Source organism: Burkholderia diffusa (genome assembly GCF_001718315.1).
In the GTDB taxonomy this organism is placed as follows: Bacteria; Pseudomonadota; Gammaproteobacteria; order Burkholderiales; family Burkholderiaceae; genus Burkholderia; species Burkholderia diffusa_B.
The window spans coordinates 928,788-950,835 of the sequence record NZ_CP013362.1 but is presented as its reverse complement, the minus strand read 5'-3'; the positions used below and the strand labels follow the sequence as shown (position 1 = coordinate 950,835).

The window sequence follows — 22,048 nt, the reverse complement described above, 5'->3', positions numbered from 1 at the left end:
GCGACCGCGCTGCCCTGCGGCCTCGCCGGCATTCCAAAACGAAAGGGGCCGTTCATCTACACGGCCCCTTCTCTTTCGTTCAGCGCTTACTCCGCGTCACGCGATCCGCTCTTCCGACGCCGGATCGAACAACACGGCCTTCGATACGTCGAACAGCAGCGACTGCGTCTGCCCCGGCTGCGGATTCGCGGCCGGATGCACGCGGCTCACGATCCGCTTGCCGTTGACCTGCGCGAACACGTGCGTGTCCGGCCCGGTCGGCTCCGTCACGTCGACGCGCACATCGATCGGCTGCAGCTGCGACGTCTCGCCGTGGTGCGCGTTGCGCACGTCGGTGATGCGCTCCGGGCGCAGGCCGAGAATCACCTCCCGGCCGACGTGGCCGTTCATCCGCTTCGCGTCGAACGGCAGGTTCAGCGCGCCACGCGCGAGCCCCGTGTCGATCTCGAGCGCGATCCCGTTGCCCTGCTCGACCAGCTTGCCATTGATGAAATTCATCGGCGGCGCGCCGATGAAGCCCGCGACGAACAGGTTCGACGGCGAATCGTAGATTTCCTGCGGCGCGCCGAACTGCTGAACCACGCCGTCCTTCATCACCGCGATCCGGTCGCCGAGCGTCATCGCCTCGATCTGGTCGTGCGTCACGTACACGATCGTCGTGCCGAGGCGCTGGTGCAGCAGCTTGATTTCCGCGCGCATCTCGATGCGCAGCTTCGCGTCGAGGTTCGACAGCGGTTCGTCGAACAGGAACAGCGACGGATCGCGCGCGAGCGCCCGGCCCATCGCGACGCGCTGGCGCTGGCCGCCCGACAGCTGGCCCGGCTTGCGGTCGAGCAGATGCTGGATCTGCAGCATCGCCGACACGCGCTCGACGATCTGCTGCTGCTCGCTCTTCGGCACCTTGCGGATGTTCAGGCCGAACGAGATGTTCTCGCGCACCGTCATCGACGGATACAGCGCGTATGACTGGAACACCATCGCGATGTCGCGATCCTTCGGCGACAGGTTGTTCACCACCTTGCCGTCGATGCAGATCTCGCCGCTCGTCACGGTCTCGAGGCCGGCGATCATGTTGAGCAGCGTCGATTTCCCGCAGCCCGATCCGCCGACCAGGATCAGGAACTGTCCGTCCTCGATCTCGATGTCGACACCCTTCAGGACCGGCACCCCGTTCGGGTAGGTCTTGTACACGTCACGGATGGAAAGGCTTGCCATGCTGTGAATCCTCTGTCTCGTCTCGCGCGGCGCACTGCGGCGCCGCGTCGGGTTCGTTTCGATGCGCCGCGCGTCGTGCGCGGCCGGTTCGTCGTATCGGATGAAACCGCGCTTACCCCTTCACCGCGCCCGCCGTCAGCCCGCGCACGAAGTAGCGGCCGGCAACCACGTAGACGAGCAGCGTCGGCAGCGCGGCGATGATGGCGCCCGCCATGTCGACGTTGTATTCCTTCACGCCCGTCGACGTGTTGACGAGGTTGTTCAGCGCGACCGTGATCGGCATCGAATCGACGCCGGAGAACACGATCCCGAACAGGAAGTCGTTCCAGATCTGCGTGAATTGCCAGATCAGGCACACCATGAAGATCGGCAGCGACACGGGCAGCAGGATCTTCGTGAAGATCGTGAAGAAACCCGCGCCGTCGATGCGCGCGGCCTTCACGAGCTCGGCCGGCACGCTCACGTAGAAGTTGCGGAAGAACATCGTCGTGAACGCGATCCCGTACACGACGTGCACGAACACGAGGCCCGGAATCGTGTTGGCGAGGCCGAGCATCCCCTGCAGGCGCGCCATCGGCAGCAGAATCACCTGGAACGGAATGAAGCAGCCGACCAGCATCATCGTGAACAGCGCATCCGCGCCGCGAAAGCGCCAGTGCGTGAGCACGTAGCCGTTGAACGCGCCGATCAGCGACGAGATCAGCACGGCCGGAATCACCATCTGCAGCGAGTTCAGGAAGAACGGCTTCATGCCGTCGCAGCGCACGCCGGTACACGCACCGCTCCAAGCCTTCACCCACGGATCGACGGTCCAGTGCGTCGGCGGCGTCAGCAGGTTGCCGGTGCGCAGCTGGTCGAGATCCTTGAAGGACGTCGACAGCATCACGTAGATCGGGAACAGGAAATACAGCGCGAACAGGATCAGCGCCGCATAGATCACTGCCCGGCTGATCGTCATCTTAGGCTGCATTGCGGGTGCTCCTCGATTCCATATACATCAGCGGCACCAGCACCGCGACCACGGTCGCGAGCATCATCACCGACGACGCCGCGCCGAGCCCGAGCTGGCCGCGGTTGAACGAAAACGTGTACATGAACATGGCCGGCAACGACGACGACGTGCCGGGGCCGCCCGCCGTCAACGCGACCACCAGGTCGAAGGTCTTGATCGTGATGTGGCAGAGAATCAGCAGCACCGAGAAGAACACCGGTCGCATGCTCGGGATCACGATCTTGCGGTAGATGGTCGGCAGCGTCGCACCGTCGACCTGCGCGGCCTTGAAGATCTCGGCATCGACGCCGCGCAACCCGGCGAGGAACAGCGCCATCACGAAGCCGGTCGACTGCCACACGGCGGCGATCACGATACAGAAGATCGCCTTGTCCGGATCGTCGAGCCAGCCGAACGAAAAACTCGTCCAGCCCCAGTCGTGCATTACCTTCTCCAGGCCGAGGCCCGGGTTCAGGATCCACTGCCATGCGGTGCCCGTGACGATGAACGACAACGCCATCGGATACAGGAAGATCGCACGCAGCGCGCCTTCGTTGCGGATCCGCTGGTCGAGCAGGATCGCGAGGAACAGCCCGAGCGCGACGCAGATCGCGATGAACGGAATCCCGAACCAGCCGAGGTTCGCGGCGGAGGTCCACCACACGTCGTTCTGGAACAGGTCCGTGTAACGGCCGAAGCCGTCGAATTCGTAGTTCGGCAACAGCCGCGAGTTGGTCAGCGACAGATAGCCGGTAATCAGGATGAAGCCGTAGATGAACACCACGGCGATCGCGAGGCTCGGCGCGAGCACGAGCTTCGGGATCCAGCGATCGGCGAAGGCCGACATCGGCGATGTGCGCCGTGCGGCGGCAGCGCCGGATCCGTTTCCGCTAAGAGGGGCAGCCACTTGATTCGACTCCTGGAACGAGGGTGACGCAGGCCGGGCCGGCGCCGGGTACGGCACGGGCCCGCGGGCGCGCCCGTTTGCTGCACTTGCAAAAACGCCCGGCCGGCGAAGCGTTTCCGGCCGGGCGCCTGTCGCGCTTTACTTCACCTTCGCGGCTTTCGCGAGCGCGGCGACCGCGCTCTTCGAATCCTGCTGCGAGTTCATGAACTTCGTCACGACGTCGGTGATCGCGCCGGCCGTTGCGTCGCCCTGCGCCATCCCGTGCGCGAGCGACGGCACGAAGCCACCCGACTTGATCGCGGTCTGCTCGTCGGCGTACGACTTCTTCGCGCAGTCGTCGAACTTGTCCATCTTCACGCCGAGGCGCACCGGCACCGAGCCCTTCAGCAGGCTGAACTGCTCCTGGAAGCCCGGCGTCATGATCGTCTTCGCCAGTGCGATCTGGCCGGGCGTCGCATCCTTCTGGCCCTTCTGCTGGAAGAACACGAACGAGTCGACGTTGAACGTGTACGAGTTCGCGGTGCCCGGCACCGGCGCGCAGATGTAGTCCTTGCCCGCCTTCTTGCCGGCGTTCTCGAACTCGCCCTTCGCCCAGTCGCCCATGAACTGCATGCCGGCCTTGCCGTTGATGACCATCGCGGTCGCCAGGTTCCAGTCGCGGCCGTTGCGGCCGGTATCGAAGTAGCCCTGGATCTTGCGCACCGTGTCGAACACGGACAGCATCTGCGGCGACGTCAGCGTCGCCTGGTCGAGATCGACCAGCGCCTTCTTGTAGAACGCCGGGCCCTGCGACAGCACGACGTCTTCCCACAGCGTCAGGTCCTGCCACGGCTGGCCGCCCATCGCGACCGGCTGGATGCCCGCGGCCTTCAGCTTGTCGGCCACCGCGAAGAATTCGGGCCAGGTGGTCGGCACCTTCGCGCCGACCTTGTCGAGCGCGGCCTTGTTGATATAGAGCCAGTTCACGCGGTGCACCGAGAACGGCGCGGCGACGGTGTGGCCCTTGTACTTGATGATCTTGTCGATTTCCGGCGGCAGGTTCTGCTTCCAGTCGCCGGCGGCGGAATCGATGTTGACGAGCACGCCCTGGTCGGCCCAGTCCTGGATCAGCGGGCCCTTGATCTGCGCGGCCGACGGAGCGTCGCCGCTGATCACCTTGGTCTTCAGCGCGGTCATCGCCGCGGCGCCGGCGCCGCCCGCGACCGCGAAGTCCTTCCACACGTAGCCCTGCTTCTGCATGTCGTCCTTCAGCACGCCGACGGCCTTCGACTCGCCGCCCGACGTCCACCAGTGCAGCACGGTTACATTCTCGGCCGCCTGCGCCGCCACGGCGCCTGCCATCAGACCTGCGGCGCAGAGCGCGCCCATGATCGAGCGAACTTTCATTACTTATCTCCTCCAGACTGAATCAACTCGTTAAGTTCCCCGACGGGGAACCGGCTTCTTGATAAACGACGGGGAAATCGAGCCGCGGGACGCATGCAGCGTACGGGCCGATGACCGGCCGGGCTCTTACAGAAAGCGTGAATCGAGATTCAACGGCGTGTCTCCTCTTTGTGTTTCTGGCCCGCCGCGATGCCGCGGCGCAAGCCCGGGGGCGACGGCGCGCGGACGATGCGCACCGTCAATGTCCGATAACATTCGGCACAAGGCGTTCCCGAAGGCGAAGCTCGCGCAGTTCGTCGACCGCACTTCTTTTTTTCTTCACCCAGGTGCTACCCCTTGCGGCGGATTGTAGTTAAACTACAATTCAGTGTCAAAAATATTTTTATCGCACTACGGATCGCTTCCCAGCACCCCAACCGGCGGAGACACATGCATACCGATTCCAGCTTTACCTTCGTACTTTTCGGCGGCACCGGCGACCTGTCGATGCGCAAGATCCTGCCCGCGCTGTTCGAAGCGCACCGCGGCAGCATGCTCGCGGAAAGCGGCCGGATCGTTGCCGTCGCGCGGCACGAATCGGATCGGGCCGGCTATCTCGAGTGGGTCGACACGCACGTGAAGCCGCACGCGGTGAAGGCGGCCGGCAAGGCCTTCGACGAAACCGCGTGGAAATCCTTCCTCGAACGCATCGAATATGTGAAGCTCGACCTCGGTCGCGCGGAGGACTACGTCGTGCTGCGCGACGCGGTCGCGCAGTTGCCCGGCATTCGCGTGTTCTATCTCGCGACGGGGCCGTCGCTGTTCGTGCCGATCTGCAAAGCGCTCGCGTCGGTAGGCCTGAACGAAGGCGCGCGCATCGTGCTCGAGAAGCCGCTCGGCTACGATCTGCGCTCGTCGAACGCGATCAACGACGCGGTCGGCGAGATCTTCGCGGAAGACCAGATCTATCGGATCGACCACTACCTCGGGAAGGAGCCGGTGCAGAACCTGCTCGCGCTGCGCTTCGGCAATGCGCTGTTCGAGCCGCTGTGGCGCCGCGAATGGGTCGAGAGCATCCAGATCACGATCGCCGAGGAGCTCGGCGTCGAGGCGCGCGGCGATTTCTACGACAATACGGGCGCGCTGCGCGACATGGTGCAGAACCACCTGCTGCAACTGCTGTCGATCGTCGCCATGGAGCCGCCGCATTCGATGGACTCCGACTCGGTGCGCGACGAGAAGCTGCGCGTGCTGCGCGCGCTGAAGCCCGTCGATTCGCGCGACATCGGCAAGGTCGCGGTGCGCGGCCAGTATCATGCGGGCGTGATCAAGGGCGTGCAGGTGCCGGCCTACGCAACCGAGCCGGGCGTGAAGCCGGACAGCGCGACCGAAACCTTCGTCGCGCTGAAGGTCGAGATCGAGAACTGGCGCTGGGCCGGCGTGCCGTTCTTCCTGCGCACCGGCAAGCGTCTCGCCGATCGCGTCGCGGAGATCGTCGTCAACTTCCGGCCGGTGCCGCACTCGGCTCTCGGGCCGACCGCGCTGCGCGCCGGCTCGAACCGCCTCGTGATCCGGCTGCAGCCGAACGAGACGATTCGCCTGTACTGCCTCGCGAAGCAGCCCGGCGAAGGGATGAATCTCGCGAGCGTGCACCTCGACCTCGCGTTCGACCGGTTCTTCAAGGAAGGGCAGATGGAGGCGTACCAGCGCCTGTTGCTCGACGTGATCAACGGCCGCCTCGCCCTGTTCGTGCGTCGCGACGAGCAGGAAGCCGCGTGGCGCTGGGTCGAGCCGATCCTGAACGAATGGGCCCGCTCGCTGAAGCCGCCGAAGCCGTATGCGGCCGGCACGTGGGGACCGGCCGCGGCGAGCGCGATGCTCGCGCAGCACGGCACCTGCTGGCTCGAAGAAGAAAACTGATGCAAGCCGTCGTCGTGCGCGCAAGCGCGCGGCAACGTGCCCCATGATTCGCACGAATTGAACAGACAAAGCAGTCCGGAGGAGATGTGATCGAGATCCACGCTTTCGACACCCAGGAAGCGCAAAGCGAAGCGCTCGCGCGCGCCGTCGGCGACGCGCTGCGCGCCGCGCTCGGCGGCGCCGCGCGCCCGACGCTCGCGGTGTCCGGCGGCACGAGCCCGCGCCCGTTCCTGCAAACACTGTCGCACGCGGCGCTCGACTGGGCCGGCGTCGACGTCACGCTGGTCGACGACCGCTGGGTGCCGGAAGACGATGCGGCCAGCAACGCGCACCTCGTGCGCGACACGCTGCTGCAGCACGCGGCGGCTCCTGCCCGCTTCCTGCCGCTCGTCGACACGCGCGTGTCGCTCGACGCGCACGTCGCCGCGCTCAACGCGAACGCCGACTACCGCGTACCGAACGTCGCCGTGCTCGGCATGGGCGAGGACGGCCACACCGCGTCGATCTTCGCGGACGCGCCCGAATGGGACCACGCGATCGCGACACCCGAGCGCTTCGTCGCCGTGCATCCCGGCGCCGCGCCGCATGCGCGTGTGAGCTTCTCGCTCGATGCGCTCAAGCGCGTCGACCGGTTGTTCCTGCTGATCGCGGGCGAACGCAAACGCGCGGTGCTTGACGCGGCGGCCGCATCGCTGCAGAAGAACGCGATTTCCCAACTGGCCAACGACAAGGGGACCAAGCTCGATGTCTACTGGTGCGCAAAGTAAGGCCGTCGTCGCGGGCCAGCATGCCGACGGCCCGCGCCTGCTCGCGGACGTCGGCGGCACCAACGCGCGTTTCGCGCTGGAAACCGGCCCCGGCGAGATCACGCAGATCCGCGTGTACCCCGGCGCCGACTATCCGACGCTTACCGACGCGATCCGCAAGTATCTGAAGGACGTGAAGATCAGCCGCGTGAACCACGCGGCGATCGCGATCGCGAACCCCGTCGACGGCGACCAGGTCACGATGACCAATCACGACTGGAGCTTCTCGATCGAGGCCACGCGGCGCGCGCTCGGCTTCGACACGCTGCTCGTCGTGAACGACTTCACCGCGCTCGCGATGGCGCTGCCGGGCCTGACCGATGCGCAGCGCGTGCAGATCGGCGGCGGCACGCGCCGCCAGAACAGCGTGATCGGGCTGCTCGGGCCCGGCACCGGGCTCGGCGTGTCCGGCCTGATCCCCGCGGACGACCGCTGGATCGCGCTCGGCAGCGAAGGCGGTCACGCATCGTTCGCGCCGCAGGACGAGCGCGAGGATCTCGTGCTGCAGTACGCGCGCAAGAAGTTTCCGCACGTGTCGTTCGAACGCGTGTGCGCGGGCCCCGGCATCGAGGTCATCTATCGCGCGCTCGCCGCGCGCGACAAGAAGCGCGTGGCCGCGACCGTCGACACGGCGGACATCGTCGAGCGCGCGCACGCGGGCGACGATCTCGCGCTCGAGGCGGTCGAATGCTTCTGCGGCATCCTCGGCTCGTTCGCCGGCAGCCTCGCGCTGACGCTCGGCGCGCTCGGCGGCGTGTACATCGGCGGCGGCGTCGCGCTGAAGCTCGGCGAACTGTTCACGCGCTCGTCGTTCCGCGCGCGCTTCGAGGCGAAGGGCCGCTTCGCGCATTATCTGCAGAACATCCCGACCTACCTGATCACCGCCGAATATCCGGCGTTCCTCGGCGTGTCGGCGATCCTCGCGGAACAGTTGTCGAACCGCTCGGGCGGCGCATCGTCGGCCGTGTTCGAGCGGATCCGTCAGATGCGCGACGCGCTGACGCCGGCCGAGCGCCGCGTCGCCGATCTCGCGCTGAATCATCCGCGCTCGATCATCAACGACCCGATCGTCGACATCGCACGCAAGGCGGACGTGAGCCAGCCGACGGTGATTCGCTTCTGCCGCTCGCTCGGCTGTCAGGGGCTGTCGGATTTCAAGCTGAAGCTCGCGACCGGCCTCACCGGCACGATTCCGATGAGCCACAGCCAGGTGCATCTCGGCGACACGGCCACCGACTTCGGCGCGAAGGTGCTCGACAACACGGTGTCCGCGATCCTGCAGTTGCGCGAACACCTGAATTTCGAGCACGTCGAGAACGCGATCGAGATCCTGAACGGCGCGCGTCGCATCGAGTTCTACGGGCTCGGCAACTCGAACATCGTCGCGCAGGACGCGCATTACAAGTTCTTCCGCTTCGGGATTCCGACGATCGCGTACGGCGACCTGTACATGCAGGCCGCATCGGCCGCGCTGCTCGGCAAGGGCGACGTGATCGTCGCGGTGTCGAAATCGGGACGCGCGCCGGAATTGCTCCGCGTGCTCGACGTCGCGATGCAGGCCGGCGCGAAGGTGATCGCGATCACGTCGAGCAACACGCCGCTGGCGAAGCGCGCGACCGTCGCGCTCGAGACCGATCACATCGAGATGCGCGAATCGCAGTTGTCGATGATCTCGCGAATCCTGCATCTGCTGATGATCGACATCCTCGCCGTCGGCGTCGCGATCCGTCGCGCGTCCACCAACGGCGAGCTGCCGGAGGCCGTCGCGCAGGCGCGCGCACGAGCGAGCGACGACGAGACGGCCGACGTGCTCGACTGGCTGAGCCACGGCGCGTCGCCGGCGGCGAAGGACGTCGCGCGGGACTGACACCCGACACGGCACGTCGGCGCCTGGTTTCCGCCCGCCCCTAAAAAAACGCCACCGACGCACATCGCGCGGTGGCGTTTTTTCATCCCGCGGCGGGGGCTGCTGCCGCCGCGCCGCCTCAGGCGCCCGCTTTCACCGGCCGGCCATGCCAGCGCAGCACGAGGGAGCGACCGACGAAACACAGCACGCCGGTGACGCCGATCGTCACGCCCATCGCGAACGGCGTGCCGTCCGCGAGTGCGCCGATCGCGACGCTCGCGAGTGCGCCGAGCGCGAGCTGCATCGCGCCGAACACGGCCGCCGACGCGCCCGCGTTGTGCGGATAGCGATGCATCAGGTCGGTCGTGCAGTTCGCGGACAGGATCCCCACCACGCCGACCACGAAGAACAGGCACACGACGATCGACCACAACCCGCCCCACCCGGTCAGTGCGACGAGCGCGACCGCGAGCGACGCGATGCAGCTCACCAGCGACGCGGCCGCGATGATCCGAAGCGAGCCGATGCGGCCGACGAGCCGCGTGTTCGTGAAGTTGCCGATCATGATGCCGACCACGTTCAGGCCAAACAGCAGCCCGTAGTGCTGCGGCGACACGTGGAAGTACTCGATGTACACGAACGGCGTCGCGGTGATGTACGAGAACATCGACGCGAACGCCATCCCGCCGCACAGCATGTGGCCCCACGCGACCGGATCGGACAGGATGCGCCCGTACGACGCGAACGATGCGAGCACGGCCGCGCTCTTGCGCCGCTCCTTCGGCCAGGTTTCCGGCACGCGCAGGTACGCGGTCGCCGCGCACACCGCGCCGAACACGGCCAGCACGACGAACACGCCGCGCCAACCCGAGAAGCGCAGGATCTGCCCGCCGATCAGCGGCGCGAGCAGCGGCCCGACCGCCGTGACGATCGCCACCATCGACAGCACCTTCGCCGCATCGGCCGGCTCGTGCGCGTCGCGCGCGATCGCACGCGACAGCACCGACGCCGCGCCCGCGCCGAGCGCCTGCAGGAACCGCACGAGGATCAGCATGTCGATCGAGTTCGACACGAAGCAGCCGACGCTCGCGAGCGTGAACAGCGCGATGCCGCCGAGCAGCACGGGCCGGCGGCCCCATGTGTCGGACAGCGGGCCATACAGCAGCATGCCGATCGAGAAGCCGGCCATGAAGCTCGTCAGCGTGCGCTGCGCGGCGCCGGGGCTCACGGAAAAGCCGGCGGCGATCGACGGCAGGCTCGGCAGGTACATGTCGGTGGCGATCGGCCCGCAAGCGGCGAGCGCGCCGAGCAACAGGATCAGCCGGGCATCGGGCCGGCGCCGGACAACGTGGGACATGGGTATCCGGAATGGAGGCCCGCGCGCATCCGGGCGCGCGTGGCGGTGAAGACGGGGGGCCGCGCCGCGGACGGCGCTCAGGCCCATGATTGTACGCGCAACTTTTTGGCGAGCCGTCGGCCAGGCGCCGCGCACGGCCGTGCGGCCGATCACCGCCGATGTCCCGGGAGGCAGCACGAGGCCGCGCCCGGATTCGATTAAGCTTGCGGCTCCACGCTTCTCTTGTCCGACCCAATCGACGCACGACCGAACCGATGACCGCTTTCCTGCTGATCTGGAGCCCCAAGAAATGGCCGTGGCCCGAGCTGCCCGACGTCGCCGCGCGCGTGAAGGCCGGCGACGCCGTGCATGACGTGTGGGGCTGCGGCTTCGCGCGCGGCATCCTGCCGGGCGATCGCGTGTTCCTGCACCGCGTCGCGAAGGAGCCGAAGGGCGTGTTCGGCTCGGGCTACGTGACGCGCGCGCCGTACGAGGTGCCCGACCCGGCGACGAAGCGCGGCTACCGGCTGTGCATCGATTTCGTCTACGACTGGCTGGTCGACGCCCACCAGGACGTCGTGATCCCGCGCGACGCGCTGCGCGTGCATCCATACTCGGTGCAGACCTGGGACGCGCAGTCCTCCGGCACGTCGATCAAGCCGATGGTCGAAGGCCCGCTCGAAAAACGCTGGACCGAACTGACCGGCAAGCGCAAACCGCCGCGATAAACGGGCCGGATCGGGCGCAACCGTGCGCGCCGGCCCATCCCGCGCGCGCCGAAAGGCCGCAGACCGCCCGGCGGGCCGGTCATGCGCGTCTCCGGTACAATCGGACGATCGTTCCGCCAGGCGCCGCGGCCCGTGCACAGGCCCCCCGCGCCCTTCTCTCGCAGGTTTCGCACATGTCCAACAATCAGATCCTCTTCGAACGCGCCCAGAAGACCATTCCGGGCGGCGTCAACTCGCCGGTGCGCGCCTTCCGTTCGGTCGGCGGCACGCCGCGTTTCGTGTCGCGCGCGGAGGGCCCGTACTTCTGGGATGCCGACGGCAAGCAATACATCGACTACATCGGCTCGTGGGGCCCGATGATCGTCGGCCACGTTCATCCGGAAGTGCTGTCGGCCGTGCAGAACGTGCTTGCCGACGGCTTCTCGTTCGGCGCGCCGACCGAGGCGGAAATCGAGATCGCCGAGGAAATCTGCAAGCTCGTGCCGTCGATCGAGCAGGTGCGGATGGTGTCGAGCGGCACCGAGGCCACGATGAGCGCGCTGCGTCTCGCGCGCGGTTTCACGGGCCGCAGCCGCATCGTCAAGTTCGAGGGCTGCTACCACGGCCACGCGGACAGCCTGCTGGTCAAGGCCGGCTCGGGCCTGCTGACGTTCGGCAACCCGACGTCGGCCGGCGTGCCCGCCGACATCGCGAAACACACGACCGTCCTCGAATACAACAACGTCTCCGCGCTCGAAGAGGCGTTCGGTGCGTTCGGCGACGAGATCGCCGCGGTAATCGTCGAGCCCGTCGCGGGCAACATGAATCTCGTGCGCGGCACGCCCGAATTCCTGAACGCACTGCGCGCGCTGTGCACGAAGCACGGCGCCGTGCTGATCTTCGACGAGGTGATGTGCGGTTTCCGCGTCGCGCTGGGCGGCGCGCAGGCGTACTACGGGATCGCGGCCGACCTCACCTGCCTCGGCAAGGTGATCGGCGGCGGGATGCCGGCCGCCGCGTTCGGCGGCCGCCGCGACATCATGGCCCACCTCGCGCCGCTCGGTGGCGTGTACCAGGCCGGCACGCTGTCGGGCAACCCGATCGCGGTCGCCGCGGGCCTGAAGACGCTGCAACTGATCCAGGCGCCCGGCTTCTACGACGCGCTCACCGCGCAGACGAAGCGCCTCGCCGACGGCCTCGCGGCCGAAGCGCGCGCGGCCGGCGTGCCGTTCGCGGCCGACTCGATCGGCGCGATGTTCGGCCTGTACTTCGCCGAGCGCGTGCCGGCCAGCTTCGCGGAAGTCACGCAGAGCAACATCGAGCGCTTCAACCGCTTCTTCCACCTGATGCTCGACGAAGGCGTGTATTTCGCACCGTCCGCGTACGAGGCCGGCTTCGTGTCGAGCACGCACGACGACGCGGTGATCGACGCGACGCTCGCGGCCGCGCGCCGCGCATTCGCGGCCCTCGCCGCCTGACCGGGGTCCGCACGCATGTTCTCGGATACCGATTTCGCCCACATGCAGCGCGCGCTGACGCTCGCGGCGCGCGGCATGTATACGACCGCGCCGAACCCGCGCGTCGGCTGCGTGATCGTCAAGGACGGCGACGTGATCGGCGAAGGCTTCACGCAGCCGGCCGGCCAGGACCACGCGGAAGTGCAGGCGCTGAAGGACGCGCGCGCGCGCGGCCATGACGTCGCCGGCTCCACCGTGTACGTGACGCTCGAGCCGTGCAGCCACTTCGGCCGCACGCCGCCGTGCGCGAACGCGCTGATCGACGCGCGCGTCGCGAAGGTCGTCGCGGCGATGGAGGACCCGAACCCGCAGGTGTCGGGGCGCGGCCTCGGGATGCTGCGCGACGCGGGCATCGACGTGCGCTGCGGGCTGCTCGCGAACGAAGCGGGCGAACTGAACATCGGCTTCGTGTCGCGGATGACGCGCGGCCGCCCGTGGGTGCGGATGAAGACGGCCGCATCGCTGGATGCACGCACCGCGCTGCCGTCCGGCGAAAGCCAATGGATCACCGGTGAGGCCGCGCGCCTCGACGGCCACGCATGGCGCGCGCGCGCGTGCGCGATCCTCACCGGCATCGGCACCGTGCGCGAGGACAATCCGCTCTTGACCGTGCGCGGCATCGACACGCCGCGCCAGCCGCAGCGCGTGCTGGTCGACAGCCGCCTCGACCTGCCGCTTGATGCGCGCCTGCTCGAAGGCGCGCCGCTGCTGATCTTCTGCGGCCGGCTCGATGCCGCCGGCGAAGTGCGCGCGAACGTGCTGAAGTCGCGCGGCGCGGAAATCGTGCCGCTCGCGAATGCGCACGGCAAGGTCGACCTGCCCGCGATGCTCGCGGCGCTCGGCGCGCGCGGCGTCAACGAGTTGCACGTCGAGGCCGGCCACAAGCTGAACGGCTCGCTGTTGCGCGAGCAATGCGTCGACGAGTTGCTGGTCTATCTCGCACCGAGCCTGCTCGGCAGCGACGCGGCCGGCATGTTCGACCTCGCCGCGCCCGCGAGCCTCGACGACCGGACGCGACTCGCGTTCCACAGCGTCGAGCGGATCGGCGACGATCTGCGGATCCTGGCGCGCATCGCGCCGCCCGCCGCCACACTTTGAACGGAGTCGTCACGATGTTTACCGGAATTGTCGCGGCCGTCGGCCGCATCGAGGCGATCACCCCGCTCGGCGCATCGCCCGACGCCGGCGTGCGGCTGACCGTGCAGGCCGGCGGGCTCGACCTGGCCGATGTCGCGCTCGGCGACAGCATCGCGATCCAGGGCGCGTGCATGACGGTGATCGAAAAGACCGACACCGGGTTCGACGTCGACGTGTCGCGCGAAAGCCTGAACCGCACGGTCGGCCTCGCGCAGCCCGGCGAAGTGAACCTCGAGAAGGCGCTGCGCGCGCATGACCGCCTCGGCGGGCACATCGTATCGGGCCACGTCGACGGCCTCGGCTCCGTCACGCGCTTTGCGCCGATCGGCGAATCGCACGAGTTGCGGATCGTCGCGCCGCGCGAGCTCGGCCGCTATCTCGCATACAAGGGTTCGATCACGGTCAACGGCGTGAGCCTGACCGTCAACTCGGTCGACGATCGCGCCGACGGCTGCGAGTTCTCGATCAACCTGATCCCGCATTCGGTCGAGGTCACGACGCTGCGTCACCTGAAGGCCGGCGACAAGGTCAATCTCGAGATCGACATGATTGCGCGGTATGTGGAGCGGATGATGTCGGCATCGCAGGGCGTGCATCAGGACTGATCAGGCGGTTCCGCCCGCCGGACGGGAAATGGCGGCCGGCGGGGCGGCCCGGCGCCTGGCCTGATGGCCAACGACGCGCACGGGTCATCCCGTCGCGCTAAGATGCAACGGCAGCGTTTTCGGCGCCGCGGCGCACGGTGCGCCGCATACCGGCTGCCCCCTTTTCCTCCAGGAGTCGTCCCCATGTCCATCTCGATGTATCAGGCTTCGCTGCCTGTCCTGATCCGCGGCCTCACCAACCTGCAGCACATCCTCGGCAAGGCCCAGGCGCACGCGGCCGAGAAGCAGATCGACCCGTCGGTGTTCATCGGCGCACGGCTCTATCCGGACATGCTGCCGCTCGTCCGCCAGGTGTATATCGCGACCGACACGGCCAAGGGCTGCGCGGCGCGCCTCGCCGGCGTCGACATCCCGAGCTATCCCGACGTCGAGCAGACGTTCGACGAACTGCACGCGCGCATCCAGAAGACGATCGACTATCTGAAAGGCTTCGATGCAGCACAGATCGACGGCAGCGAGGCGCGTCAGATCGTGCTGAAGATGCGCGTCGGCCCGATCGAGTTCACCGGCCAGTCGTATCTGCTGAACTTCGTGCTGCCCAACTTCTTCTTCCACGTGACGACGGCTTACGACATCCTGCGCCACAGCGGCGTCGAGCTCGGCAAGCTCGACTACCTCGGCGGCCGTAACGAGCAAGCGTGACGCACGGCCGTGCCGCGGCCGGCCTGCGGCAGCCCGTCTTCGGGCCCGCCGCGGCGGGCCCGGACGGGCCCGTCCCGACGGCCGGCCGCACCGCTTTCCGGGGCGCTCGCCAGCGGCGCGCGGCCAGTGCCAGCCGAAACGCAGTCCGGCTGGCGTAAAATACGCACTTTCCTCTTTCTCGCCCCCTTATGACGCTCGCCTCCACGCTCGACATCATCGCGGAGTTGAAAGCCGGCCGGATGGTGATCCTGGTCGACGAAGAAGACCGCGAAAACGAAGGCGACCTCGTGATCGCCGCCGAATTCGTCACGCCGGAAGCGATCAACTTCATGGCCAAGTACGGCCGCGGCCTGATTTGTCTGACGTTGACGCAGGAACGCTGCAAGCAGTTGCACCTGCCGCTAATGACCTACCGCAACGGCACGCAGTACGGCACCGCGTTCACGGTCAGCATCGAAGCGGCCGAAGGCGTGACGACCGGCATCTCGGCCGCCGACCGCGCGCACACGATCGCCACGGCGGTCGCGCACGACGTGCGCCCCGAGCACATCGTGCAGCCGGGCCACGTGTTCCCGATCATGGCGCAGCCGGGCGGCGTGCTCGTGCGCGCCGGCCATACCGAGGCGGGCTGCGACTTCACCGCGCTCGCCGGGCTCACGCCGGCCGCGGTGATCTGCGAGGTCATCAAGGACGACGGCACGATGGCGCGCCTGCCCGACCTGCTCGAGTTCGCGAAGGAACACGATCTGAAGATCGGCACGATCGCCGACCTGATCCAGTACCGCAGCCGCACCGAATCGATCATCGAGCGGATCGCCGAGCGCACGATGCAGACCGCGCACGGCACGTTCCGCGCGGTGTTGTACCGCGACCAGCCGAGCGGCTCCCCGCACATCGCGCTGGTGCGCGGCACGCCGTCGCCCGACGTCGATACGCCGGTGCGCGTGCACGAGCCGCTGTCGGTCCTCGATCTGCTCGAGACGAGCATCTCGACGCACTCGTGGACGCTCGACGCGGCAATGCGCGACATCGCGGAACGCGACCTCGGCGTGATCGTGCTGCTCAACTGCGGCGACACGAAGGAACATCTGATCGACGTCTTCAAGGCGTTCGACGAGGAAGAAAGGGCCGCTGCGCTGAAGCGCCGGCCGGTCGATTTCAAGACGTTCGGCATCGGCGCACAGATCCTGCGCGACGTCGGCGTCGGCAAGATGCAGGTGCTGTCGAATCCGCGCAAGCTGGGCAGCATGTCCGGCTACGGCCTCGAAGTCACGGGCTTCATTCCGATGCCCGGCGGCGAAGCCAAGTCCTGCCCGGCGTCCCACGCGTAACCCGCCACGACGCTTTCGCCCTATAACCGTTCATCCACACCACGGACCAGATCATGGAAATCGGACAATACCAACCGAATCTCGAAGGCGACGGCCTGCGTATCGGCATCGTGCAATCCCGCTTCAACGAACCCGTCTGCAACGGCCTTGCCGATGCATGCGTCGAGGAACTCGAGCGCCTCGGCGTCTCCGGTGAAGACGTGCTGCTCGTGTCGGTGCCCGGCGCGCTGGAAATCCCGCTCGCGCTGCAGAAGCTCGCGGAAAGCGGCCAGTTCGACGCACTGATCGCGCTCGGCGCGGTCATCCGCGGCGAGACGTACCACTTCGAACTCGTGTCGAACGAAAGCGGCGCGGGCATCACCCGCATCGGCCTCGACTTCAACCTGCCGATCGCCAACGCGGTCCTCACGACTGAAAACGACGAGCAGGCCGTCGCGCGCATGACCGAAAAGGGTCGTGACGCCGCACGCGTCGCGGTCGAGATGGCGAACCTGACGATGGCGCTCGACCAGCTCGGCGACGACGAGGACGAAGAAGAAGACGAAGACGACGAAGAGGAGCGCGCATGAAGAAGAGCGCCCGCCGACAATCGCGCGAGCTGGCGACGCAGGGCCTGTATCAGTGGCTGCTGTCGAACGCGGCCTCCGGCGAGATCGACGCGCAACTGCGCGGCGCGCTCGGTTACGACAAGGCTGACAAGGAGCTGCTCGACGCGATCCTGCACGGCGTGATTCGCGAGCATGCGACGCTCGTCGAAGCCATCACGCCGTCACTGGACCGTCCGATCGACCAGCTGTCGCCGGTCGAACGCGCCGTGCTGCTGATCGCGACGTTCGAGCTCACGCATCATGTCGAAACGCCGTACCGCGTGATCATCAACGAAGCGGTCGAACTCGCCAAGACGTTCGGCGGCTCCGACGGCTACAAGTACGTCAACGGCGTGCTCGACAAGCTCGCCGCGAAGCTGCGCCCCGCCGAAACGCAGGCGCGCCGCAACGGCTGATTCCGCAGGCAGACGGGCGCGCAAGCGCCCGTTTTTCGTTCTCCCTCCCCTCCCCGCTTCGCCCAACCGATGAATACCACCGCCGATTCGCTCATCACGCTCGCCGCACGCGTCGACGCGATCCAGCCCTTCTACGTGATGGAATTGATGAAGGAGGCACAGCGGCTCGAGTCCTCCGGGCGCGATGTTATCCACATGGGTATCGGCGAACCGGATTTCACCGCGCCGGAGCCCGTCGTCGAGGCGGCGGCCGCCGCGTTGCGCCGCGGCGTCACGCAGTACACGAGTGCCCTCGGCATCGCGCCGCTGCGCGAAGCGATCGCCGCGCACTATGCGCGCGCCTACGGCCTCACGATCAGCCCCGAGCGGATCGTCGTGACGGCCGGCGCGTCCGCCGCGCTGCTGCTCGCGTGCCTCGCGCTCGTCGGCCGTGACGACGAGGTGCTGATGCCCGATCCGTCGTATCCGTGCAACCGGCACTTCGTCGCGGCGGCCGAGGGCCGGCCGGTGCTCGTGCCAAGTGGCCCGGAAGCGCGCTTCCAGCTCACCGCGGACGACGTCCGCACGCGCTGGGGCAGCCGCACGCGCGGCGTGCTGCTCGCGTCGCCGTCGAACCCGACCGGCACGTCGCTCGAGCCGGACGAGTTGAAGCGGATCGTCGAAGCCGTGCGCGTACGCGGCGGCTTCACGATCGTCGACGAAATCTACCAGGGGCTCAGCTACGACGCGGCGCCCGTGTCGGCACTGTCGTTCGGCGACGATGTCGTCACCGTGAACAGCTTCTCGAAGTACTTCAGCATGACCGGCTGGCGGCTCGGCTGGCTCGTCGTGCCACCCGCGCTCGTCGGCACCTTCGAAAAGCTGTCGCAGAACCTGTTCATCTGCCCGTCCGCGCTCGCGCAGCATGCGGCTCTCGCGTGCTTCGAACCGGCGGCGCTCGACATCTACGAGGCGCGCCGCCTCGAATTCAAGCGCCGCCGCGACTTCATCGCGCCAGCGCTCGAGAAGCTCGGCTTCACGGTGCCCGTGATGCCGGACGGCGCGTTCTACGTGTATGCGCACTGCGGCGGCGTCGCCCATCCCGCGGCCGGCGACAGCGCGGCGCTCACGCACGCGATGCTGCATGACGCGGGTGTCGTGCTGGTGCCAGGCATGGATTTCGGCGTGCATGCGCCGCGCGACCATATCCGGCTGTCCTATGCGACCGCCTACTCGCGCCTCGAAGAGGCCGTCGAGCGGCTCGCGGTACTGTTCGGCCGGCACTGAGCGCGAATCCGCCTTCCCGGCCGGCACGCCGGCCTCCGCGCAAAAAAGAAAAGGCACCCGAATCGGGTGCCTTTTTGCTGGAGCCTGGCCGGAACCGCGGAACGTTACGCGCCGAGTTCCGAGTGGTCGCCGTGCGGCTGCTTCGCGGTGTCGACGCTCGCGTCGTCCTGCTGCGGTGCGCCCTTCGGCGCGGCAGTCGCCTTCGCGGTGATCGGCTGCGCGCCGTCGAGCGTCGCATGCACGCGCTTGGCGCCGCCGGCTGCCGCCGTCACGGCTGCGGTCACGATCGGCTTCGACGGCTGCGCCGGCGCTTGCGGCGCATTGACCGGGACGCTGCGGCCATGAGCGACGTCGCGCAGGCGGCCGCGCTCGGCCATGACCTTCGAGCCGTAGGCTGTGTCGTCCGGGTTGGTCGAGCCGTTGTACAGGCGCAGGCCGTTCGCGAGCGAGCCGCCGCGGGCGATGCAGTCCTTCAGCACGAGCGCGCCGACCTGCAGGTTCGCGAGCGGTTGCAGCGCGGTGTCGGTCCCGCCGAAATATTCGAACTTGTCGGAATGAACCTTCGACATGACCTGCATCAGGCCTTGCGCGCCGACGCCGCTTTCCGCGTACGGGTTGAAGCCCGATTCGATCGCCATCACGGACAGCAGCAGCAGCGGATCGAGGCCGACGTCGCGGCCGGTCTGGAACGCAGCCTTGACGAGCTGGCCGAGCGGCTCCTGCGCGACCCGGTAACGGCGCGACAGGTAGGTCGCGACGAGCGCCTGTTCGCGGTTCGACGCGAGTGCACGATCGTCGCGCGCATCGGCCGGGACCCGCTGGGTCGGGATCAGTTTGGCCAGCGCGACAGGCGACGGGCCGTTACGGGCCGGATCGGACGCATCGTTCTGCGCGGCTGTTTCGGGTACGACGTCGAGGCCGACGGCGAGCGCATCCGTTTCGGGCGCGTCTTCCTGCTGCGGCTGCGCGCCAGCGGGCGCGAAGTTGGGCAGCGGATGACCGGTCAGCAGACGGGCCGGACCGGCCTGCACGGCCGCGGATACGACCGGCATCAGCTTCGCGGCGAGGTTCCCTCGCACGGTCGGCAGCAACCACAGGGCAAGCGCGACCGCGACAGCGAGACAGCCGACAACGCTGAATAGATGGTGACTGACACGCGTCCCGCGACGCAGCATGTTGCGCACGATTTGTGCATGCTGCTCACTGGGACGCCACGATAACCAAGCGTTCATTCAGATCATCTCCCATGAACATGACTCGTGCGGCTCGCTCAGCTCGATGGCGAGACGGAAAACGCGCCGCGGAATCACGACGCCGCGCGCCTTGGTTGGGACGCGCAAGCATCGGGGAAACGGTATAAGTACCGTTCGAGGCCACGGTGTAAGAGGGCCGGCACCTTCGCACATCGGGCGAGGCGGGCATACGCGGTGGCACCCACGCAAAAAACCAGCGTCTGGTGGCGCTGGCTGGGACTACGACAAAGGCCGTCGAATACGCCGTGCAGGTTTCGGCGGACGGTGACGCGCTGCGTCAAAGATCGGTGATTGGCGGCTCGAAGCCTTTTACCCTGCAACCAATGTGAGCGGATTCTAGCAGGGTTTTATAGATCGTCAACACTATAAAACCTTGAAATTATAACAAAAAGTAATTTTGAATCACCCTTCAGATCGCGAGCCCCCTGCCGTAAGGGTTCCGCGCGCGGTCGACTTTTTTCTGAACCGGGCGTGCGAGCCGCCGCCCGGGTAAAATCGTCGGTCGATTCGGGGTCGCAGCCGGCCGCTGCACCCGCCCATCGCTGCCCGCATTGCGGGTAGCCCGGACCTTCTTCATGAAATACAAAGACTTACGCGATTTCATCCAGCGCCTCGAGGCGCTCGGCGAACTACGGCGCGTCACGCAGCCCGTATCGCCCGTGCTCGAAATGACCGAACTGTGCGACCGCGTGCTACGCGCCGGCGGCCCGGCGCTGCTGTTCGACGCGCCGCCCGGCCATACGTTCCCGGTGCTCGGCAACCTGTTCGGCACGCCGCGCCGCGTGGCGCTCGGCATGGGTGTCGATGCGGGCGACGACGCCGCGCTCGGCTCGCTCCGTGACCTCGGGCGGCTGCTGTCGGCGTTGAAGGAGCCGGATCCGCCCAAGAGCCTGAAGGACGCCGGCAAGCTGCTGTCGCTCGCGAAGGCCGTATGGGACATGGCGCCGAAATCTGTCTCGTCGCCGCCGTGCCAGGAAATCGTCTGGGAAGGCGCCGACGTCGACCTGAACAAGCTGCCGATCCAGACCTGCTGGCCCGGCGACGCGGGGCCGCTCGTCACGTGGGGCCTCACGGTCACGCGCGGGCCGAACAAACCGCGCCAGAACCTCGGCATCTACCGCCAGCAGTTGATCGGCCGCAACAAGCTGATCATGCGCTGGCTCGCGCATCGCGGCGGAGCGCTGGACTTCCGCGAATTCGCGCTGAAGAACCCCGGCAAGCCGTATCCGGTCGCGGTCGTGCTCGGCGCCGATCCGGCCACGACGCTCGGCGCGGTGACGCCGGTGCCCGATTCGCTGTCCGAATATCAGTTCGCCGGCCTGCTGCGCGGCAGCCGCACCGAGCTCGCGAAGTGCCTGACACCCGGCGTCGACACGCTGCAGGTGCCCGCCCGCGCGGAGATCGTGCTCGAGGGCTTCATCCATCCGCAGGAAGGCACGCCCGCCCCTGGCCCGGCCGGCGCACCGCCGCGGCCGGCCGGCAACGCGGCGGCCGCATACGAGCACGCGCTCGAAGGCCCGTACGGCGACCATACCGGCTACTACAACGAGCAGGAGTGGTTTCCGGTGTTCACCGTCGAGCGGATCACGATGCGCCGCGACGCGATCTATCACTCGACCTACACGGGCAAACCGCCCGACGAGCCGGCCGTGCTCGGCGTCGCGCTCAACGAGGTGTTCGTGCCGCTGCTGCAGAAGCAGTTCACCGAGATCACCGATTTCTACCTGCCGCCGGAAGGCTGCAGCTACCGGATGGCCATCGTCCAGATGAAGAAGAGCTACGCGGGCCATGCGAAGCGCGTGATGTTCGGCGTGTGGAGCTTCCTGCGGCAGTTCATGTATACGAAGTTCATCGTGGTCGTCGACGAGGACGTGAACATCCGCGACTGGAACGAGGTGATCTGGGCGATCACGACGCGCGTCGACCCGGTGCGCGACACCGTGATGGTCGATAGCACGCCGATCGACTATCTCGATTTCGCGTCGCCCGTCGCGGGCCTCGGCTCGAAGATGGGGCTCGACGCGACCAACAAGTGGCCCGGCGAGACGAATCGCGAATGGGGTCGCCCGATCGAGATGGATGCGGCCGTGAAGGCGCGCGTCGACCGTCTCTGGCACGAAATCGGACTCTAGGTCCACGCC

The 22,048-nt window shown here is 67.4% G+C and carries 19 protein-coding genes; 13 read left to right on the top strand and 6 right to left on the bottom strand.

What is annotated here, in order from left to right; all coding sequences use genetic code 11:
• Window positions 1–96: 96 nt before the first annotated feature.
• From WI26_RS04310 to WI26_RS04295, 4 genes are all read right to left on the bottom strand, one after another.
• Entirely contained in the window at window positions 97–1,215 is a 1,119-nt protein-coding gene (locus WI26_RS04310; protein ID WP_059915443.1) for an ABC transporter ATP-binding protein, read from the bottom strand.
• Between the two features lie 112 nt (window positions 1,216–1,327).
• On the bottom strand, window positions 1,328–2,185 hold the full coding sequence (locus WI26_RS04305) for a carbohydrate ABC transporter permease (RefSeq protein WP_059448153.1): 858 nt from the start codon (window positions 2,183–2,185) through the stop codon (window positions 1,328–1,330).
• Window positions 2,175–3,113 (bottom strand): carbohydrate ABC transporter permease, encoded by a 939-nt coding sequence (locus tag WI26_RS04300; protein ID WP_059509685.1) that lies wholly within the window; start codon window positions 3,111–3,113, stop codon window positions 2,175–2,177. Before WI26_RS04300 ends, WI26_RS04305 begins: the two co-directional genes overlap by 11 nt.
• A gap of 138 nt (window positions 3,114–3,251) precedes the next feature.
• On the bottom strand, window positions 3,252–4,499 hold the full coding sequence (locus tag WI26_RS04295) for an ABC transporter substrate-binding protein (RefSeq protein ID WP_059467024.1): 1,248 nt from the start codon (window positions 4,497–4,499) through the stop codon (window positions 3,252–3,254).
• Between the two features lie 429 nt (window positions 4,500–4,928).
• Here WI26_RS04295 and zwf point away from each other — a divergent pair, with 429 nt between their 5' ends.
• The 3 genes from zwf to WI26_RS04280 all read left to right on the top strand — a co-directional run bounded on the left by zwf (window position 4,929) and on the right by WI26_RS04280 (window position 9,071).
• Window positions 4,929–6,398 (top strand): glucose-6-phosphate dehydrogenase, encoded by a 1,470-nt coding sequence (gene zwf / locus WI26_RS04290; RefSeq protein ID WP_059467023.1) that lies wholly within the window; start codon window positions 4,929–4,931, stop codon window positions 6,396–6,398.
• Between the two features lie 86 nt (window positions 6,399–6,484).
• Complete coding sequence (gene pgl, locus WI26_RS04285) at window positions 6,485–7,165, top strand: 6-phosphogluconolactonase (protein ID WP_059509681.1); 681 nt, start codon at window positions 6,485–6,487, stop codon at window positions 7,163–7,165.
• Window positions 7,143–9,071, top strand: coding sequence for a bifunctional transcriptional regulator/glucokinase (locus tag WI26_RS04280; RefSeq protein ID WP_059467021.1), 1,929 nt, complete (start codon window positions 7,143–7,145; stop codon window positions 9,069–9,071). Before pgl ends, WI26_RS04280 begins: the two co-directional genes overlap by 23 nt.
• Window positions 9,072–9,189: 118 nt before the next feature.
• Here WI26_RS04280 and WI26_RS04275 read toward each other — a convergent pair whose 3' ends face one another.
• Window positions 9,190–10,407, bottom strand: a complete 1,218-nt coding sequence (locus WI26_RS04275) for a Bcr/CflA family multidrug efflux MFS transporter (RefSeq protein WP_069225285.1) — start codon at window positions 10,405–10,407, stop codon at window positions 9,190–9,192.
• Between the two features lie 254 nt (window positions 10,408–10,661).
• Between WI26_RS04275 and WI26_RS04270 the strand changes: the two genes are divergently transcribed.
• The 9 genes from WI26_RS04270 (at window position 10,662) to WI26_RS04230 (ending at window position 18,654) form a co-directional block, all read left to right on the top strand.
• Window positions 10,662–11,114: a hypothetical protein gene (locus WI26_RS04270; RefSeq protein ID WP_059593379.1), complete on the top strand. Its 453-nt coding sequence runs from the start codon at window positions 10,662–10,664 to the stop codon at window positions 11,112–11,114.
• A 173-nt stretch (window positions 11,115–11,287) separates the two neighbouring features.
• Window positions 11,288–12,571: a glutamate-1-semialdehyde 2,1-aminomutase gene (gene hemL, locus WI26_RS04265; protein WP_069225284.1), complete on the top strand. Its 1,284-nt coding sequence runs from the start codon at window positions 11,288–11,290 to the stop codon at window positions 12,569–12,571.
• A 15-nt stretch (window positions 12,572–12,586) separates the two neighbouring features.
• On the top strand, window positions 12,587–13,708 hold the full coding sequence (gene ribD, locus WI26_RS04260) for a bifunctional diaminohydroxyphosphoribosylaminopyrimidine deaminase/5-amino-6-(5-phosphoribosylamino)uracil reductase RibD (RefSeq protein WP_069225283.1): 1,122 nt from the start codon (window positions 12,587–12,589) through the stop codon (window positions 13,706–13,708).
• Between the two features lie 14 nt (window positions 13,709–13,722).
• Window positions 13,723–14,352, top strand: a complete 630-nt coding sequence (locus tag WI26_RS04255) for a riboflavin synthase (protein WP_069226350.1) — start codon at window positions 13,723–13,725, stop codon at window positions 14,350–14,352.
• Window positions 14,353–14,535: 183 nt separating this feature from the next.
• Window positions 14,536–15,054, top strand: a complete 519-nt coding sequence (locus WI26_RS04250; RefSeq protein WP_059448143.1) for a DUF1993 domain-containing protein — start codon at window positions 14,536–14,538, stop codon at window positions 15,052–15,054.
• A gap of 188 nt (window positions 15,055–15,242) precedes the next feature.
• On the top strand, window positions 15,243–16,385 hold the full coding sequence (ribBA, locus tag WI26_RS04245) for a bifunctional 3,4-dihydroxy-2-butanone-4-phosphate synthase/GTP cyclohydrolase II (RefSeq protein WP_069225282.1): 1,143 nt from the start codon (window positions 15,243–15,245) through the stop codon (window positions 16,383–16,385).
• Window positions 16,386–16,438: 53 nt separating this feature from the next.
• Entirely contained in the window at window positions 16,439–16,954 is a 516-nt protein-coding gene (gene ribH / locus WI26_RS04240; protein WP_040143614.1) for a 6,7-dimethyl-8-ribityllumazine synthase, read from the top strand.
• Window positions 16,951–17,388, top strand: coding sequence for a transcription antitermination factor NusB (gene nusB / locus WI26_RS04235; protein ID WP_059467013.1), 438 nt, complete (start codon window positions 16,951–16,953; stop codon window positions 17,386–17,388). The genes ribH and nusB overlap by 4 nt, the downstream gene beginning before the upstream one ends.
• A gap of 69 nt (window positions 17,389–17,457) precedes the next feature.
• Window positions 17,458–18,654 (top strand): pyridoxal phosphate-dependent aminotransferase, encoded by a 1,197-nt coding sequence (locus WI26_RS04230; protein ID WP_069225281.1) that lies wholly within the window; start codon window positions 17,458–17,460, stop codon window positions 18,652–18,654.
• Window positions 18,655–18,758: 104 nt separating this feature from the next.
• Here WI26_RS04230 and WI26_RS04225 read toward each other — a convergent pair whose 3' ends face one another.
• Window positions 18,759–19,886 (bottom strand): transglycosylase SLT domain-containing protein, encoded by a 1,128-nt coding sequence (locus tag WI26_RS04225; protein WP_069225280.1) that lies wholly within the window; start codon window positions 19,884–19,886, stop codon window positions 18,759–18,761.
• A gap of 596 nt (window positions 19,887–20,482) precedes the next feature.
• Here WI26_RS04225 and WI26_RS04220 point away from each other — a divergent pair.
• Window positions 20,483–22,039, top strand: coding sequence for a UbiD family decarboxylase (locus tag WI26_RS04220; RefSeq protein ID WP_069225279.1), 1,557 nt, complete (start codon window positions 20,483–20,485; stop codon window positions 22,037–22,039).
• Window positions 22,040–22,048: the final 9 nt, after the last annotated feature.

Excerpts from the sequence above, each read along its gene's own strand:
- ribD (WP_069225283.1), top strand. The coding sequence starts at position 12,587 with ATGTTCTCGGATACCGATTTCGCCCACATGCAGCGCGCGCTGACGCTC.
- zwf (WP_059467023.1), top strand. The coding sequence starts at position 4,929 with ATGCATACCGATTCCAGCTTTACCTTCGTACTTTTCGGCGGCACCGGC.
- WI26_RS04280 (WP_059467021.1), top strand. The coding sequence starts at position 7,143 with ATGTCTACTGGTGCGCAAAGTAAGGCCGTCGTCGCGGGCCAGCATGCC.
- WI26_RS04255 (WP_069226350.1), top strand. The coding sequence starts at position 13,723 with ATGTTTACCGGAATTGTCGCGGCCGTCGGCCGCATCGAGGCGATCACC.
- WI26_RS04220 (WP_069225279.1), top strand. The coding sequence starts at position 20,483 with ATGAAATACAAAGACTTACGCGATTTCATCCAGCGCCTCGAGGCGCTC.
- ribH (WP_040143614.1), top strand. The coding sequence starts at position 16,439 with ATGGAAATCGGACAATACCAACCGAATCTCGAAGGCGACGGCCTGCGT.
- WI26_RS04295 (WP_059467024.1), bottom strand. The coding sequence starts at position 4,499 with ATGAAAGTTCGCTCGATCATGGGCGCGCTCTGCGCCGCAGGTCTGATG.
- nusB (WP_059467013.1), top strand. The coding sequence starts at position 16,951 with ATGAAGAAGAGCGCCCGCCGACAATCGCGCGAGCTGGCGACGCAGGGC.
- WI26_RS04305 (WP_059448153.1), bottom strand. The coding sequence starts at position 2,185 with ATGCAGCCTAAGATGACGATCAGCCGGGCAGTGATCTATGCGGCGCTG.
- hemL (WP_069225284.1), top strand. The coding sequence starts at position 11,288 with ATGTCCAACAATCAGATCCTCTTCGAACGCGCCCAGAAGACCATTCCG.
- WI26_RS04250 (WP_059448143.1), top strand. The coding sequence starts at position 14,536 with ATGTCCATCTCGATGTATCAGGCTTCGCTGCCTGTCCTGATCCGCGGC.
- WI26_RS04225 (WP_069225280.1), bottom strand. The coding sequence starts at position 19,886 with ATGAACGCTTGGTTATCGTGGCGTCCCAGTGAGCAGCATGCACAAATC.
- ribBA (WP_069225282.1), top strand. The coding sequence starts at position 15,243 with ATGACGCTCGCCTCCACGCTCGACATCATCGCGGAGTTGAAAGCCGGC.
- WI26_RS04230 (WP_069225281.1), top strand. The coding sequence starts at position 17,458 with ATGAATACCACCGCCGATTCGCTCATCACGCTCGCCGCACGCGTCGAC.
- WI26_RS04275 (WP_069225285.1), bottom strand. The coding sequence starts at position 10,407 with ATGTCCCACGTTGTCCGGCGCCGGCCCGATGCCCGGCTGATCCTGTTG.
- WI26_RS04270 (WP_059593379.1), top strand. The coding sequence starts at position 10,662 with ATGACCGCTTTCCTGCTGATCTGGAGCCCCAAGAAATGGCCGTGGCCC.
- WI26_RS04310 (WP_059915443.1), bottom strand. The coding sequence starts at position 1,215 with ATGGCAAGCCTTTCCATCCGTGACGTGTACAAGACCTACCCGAACGGG.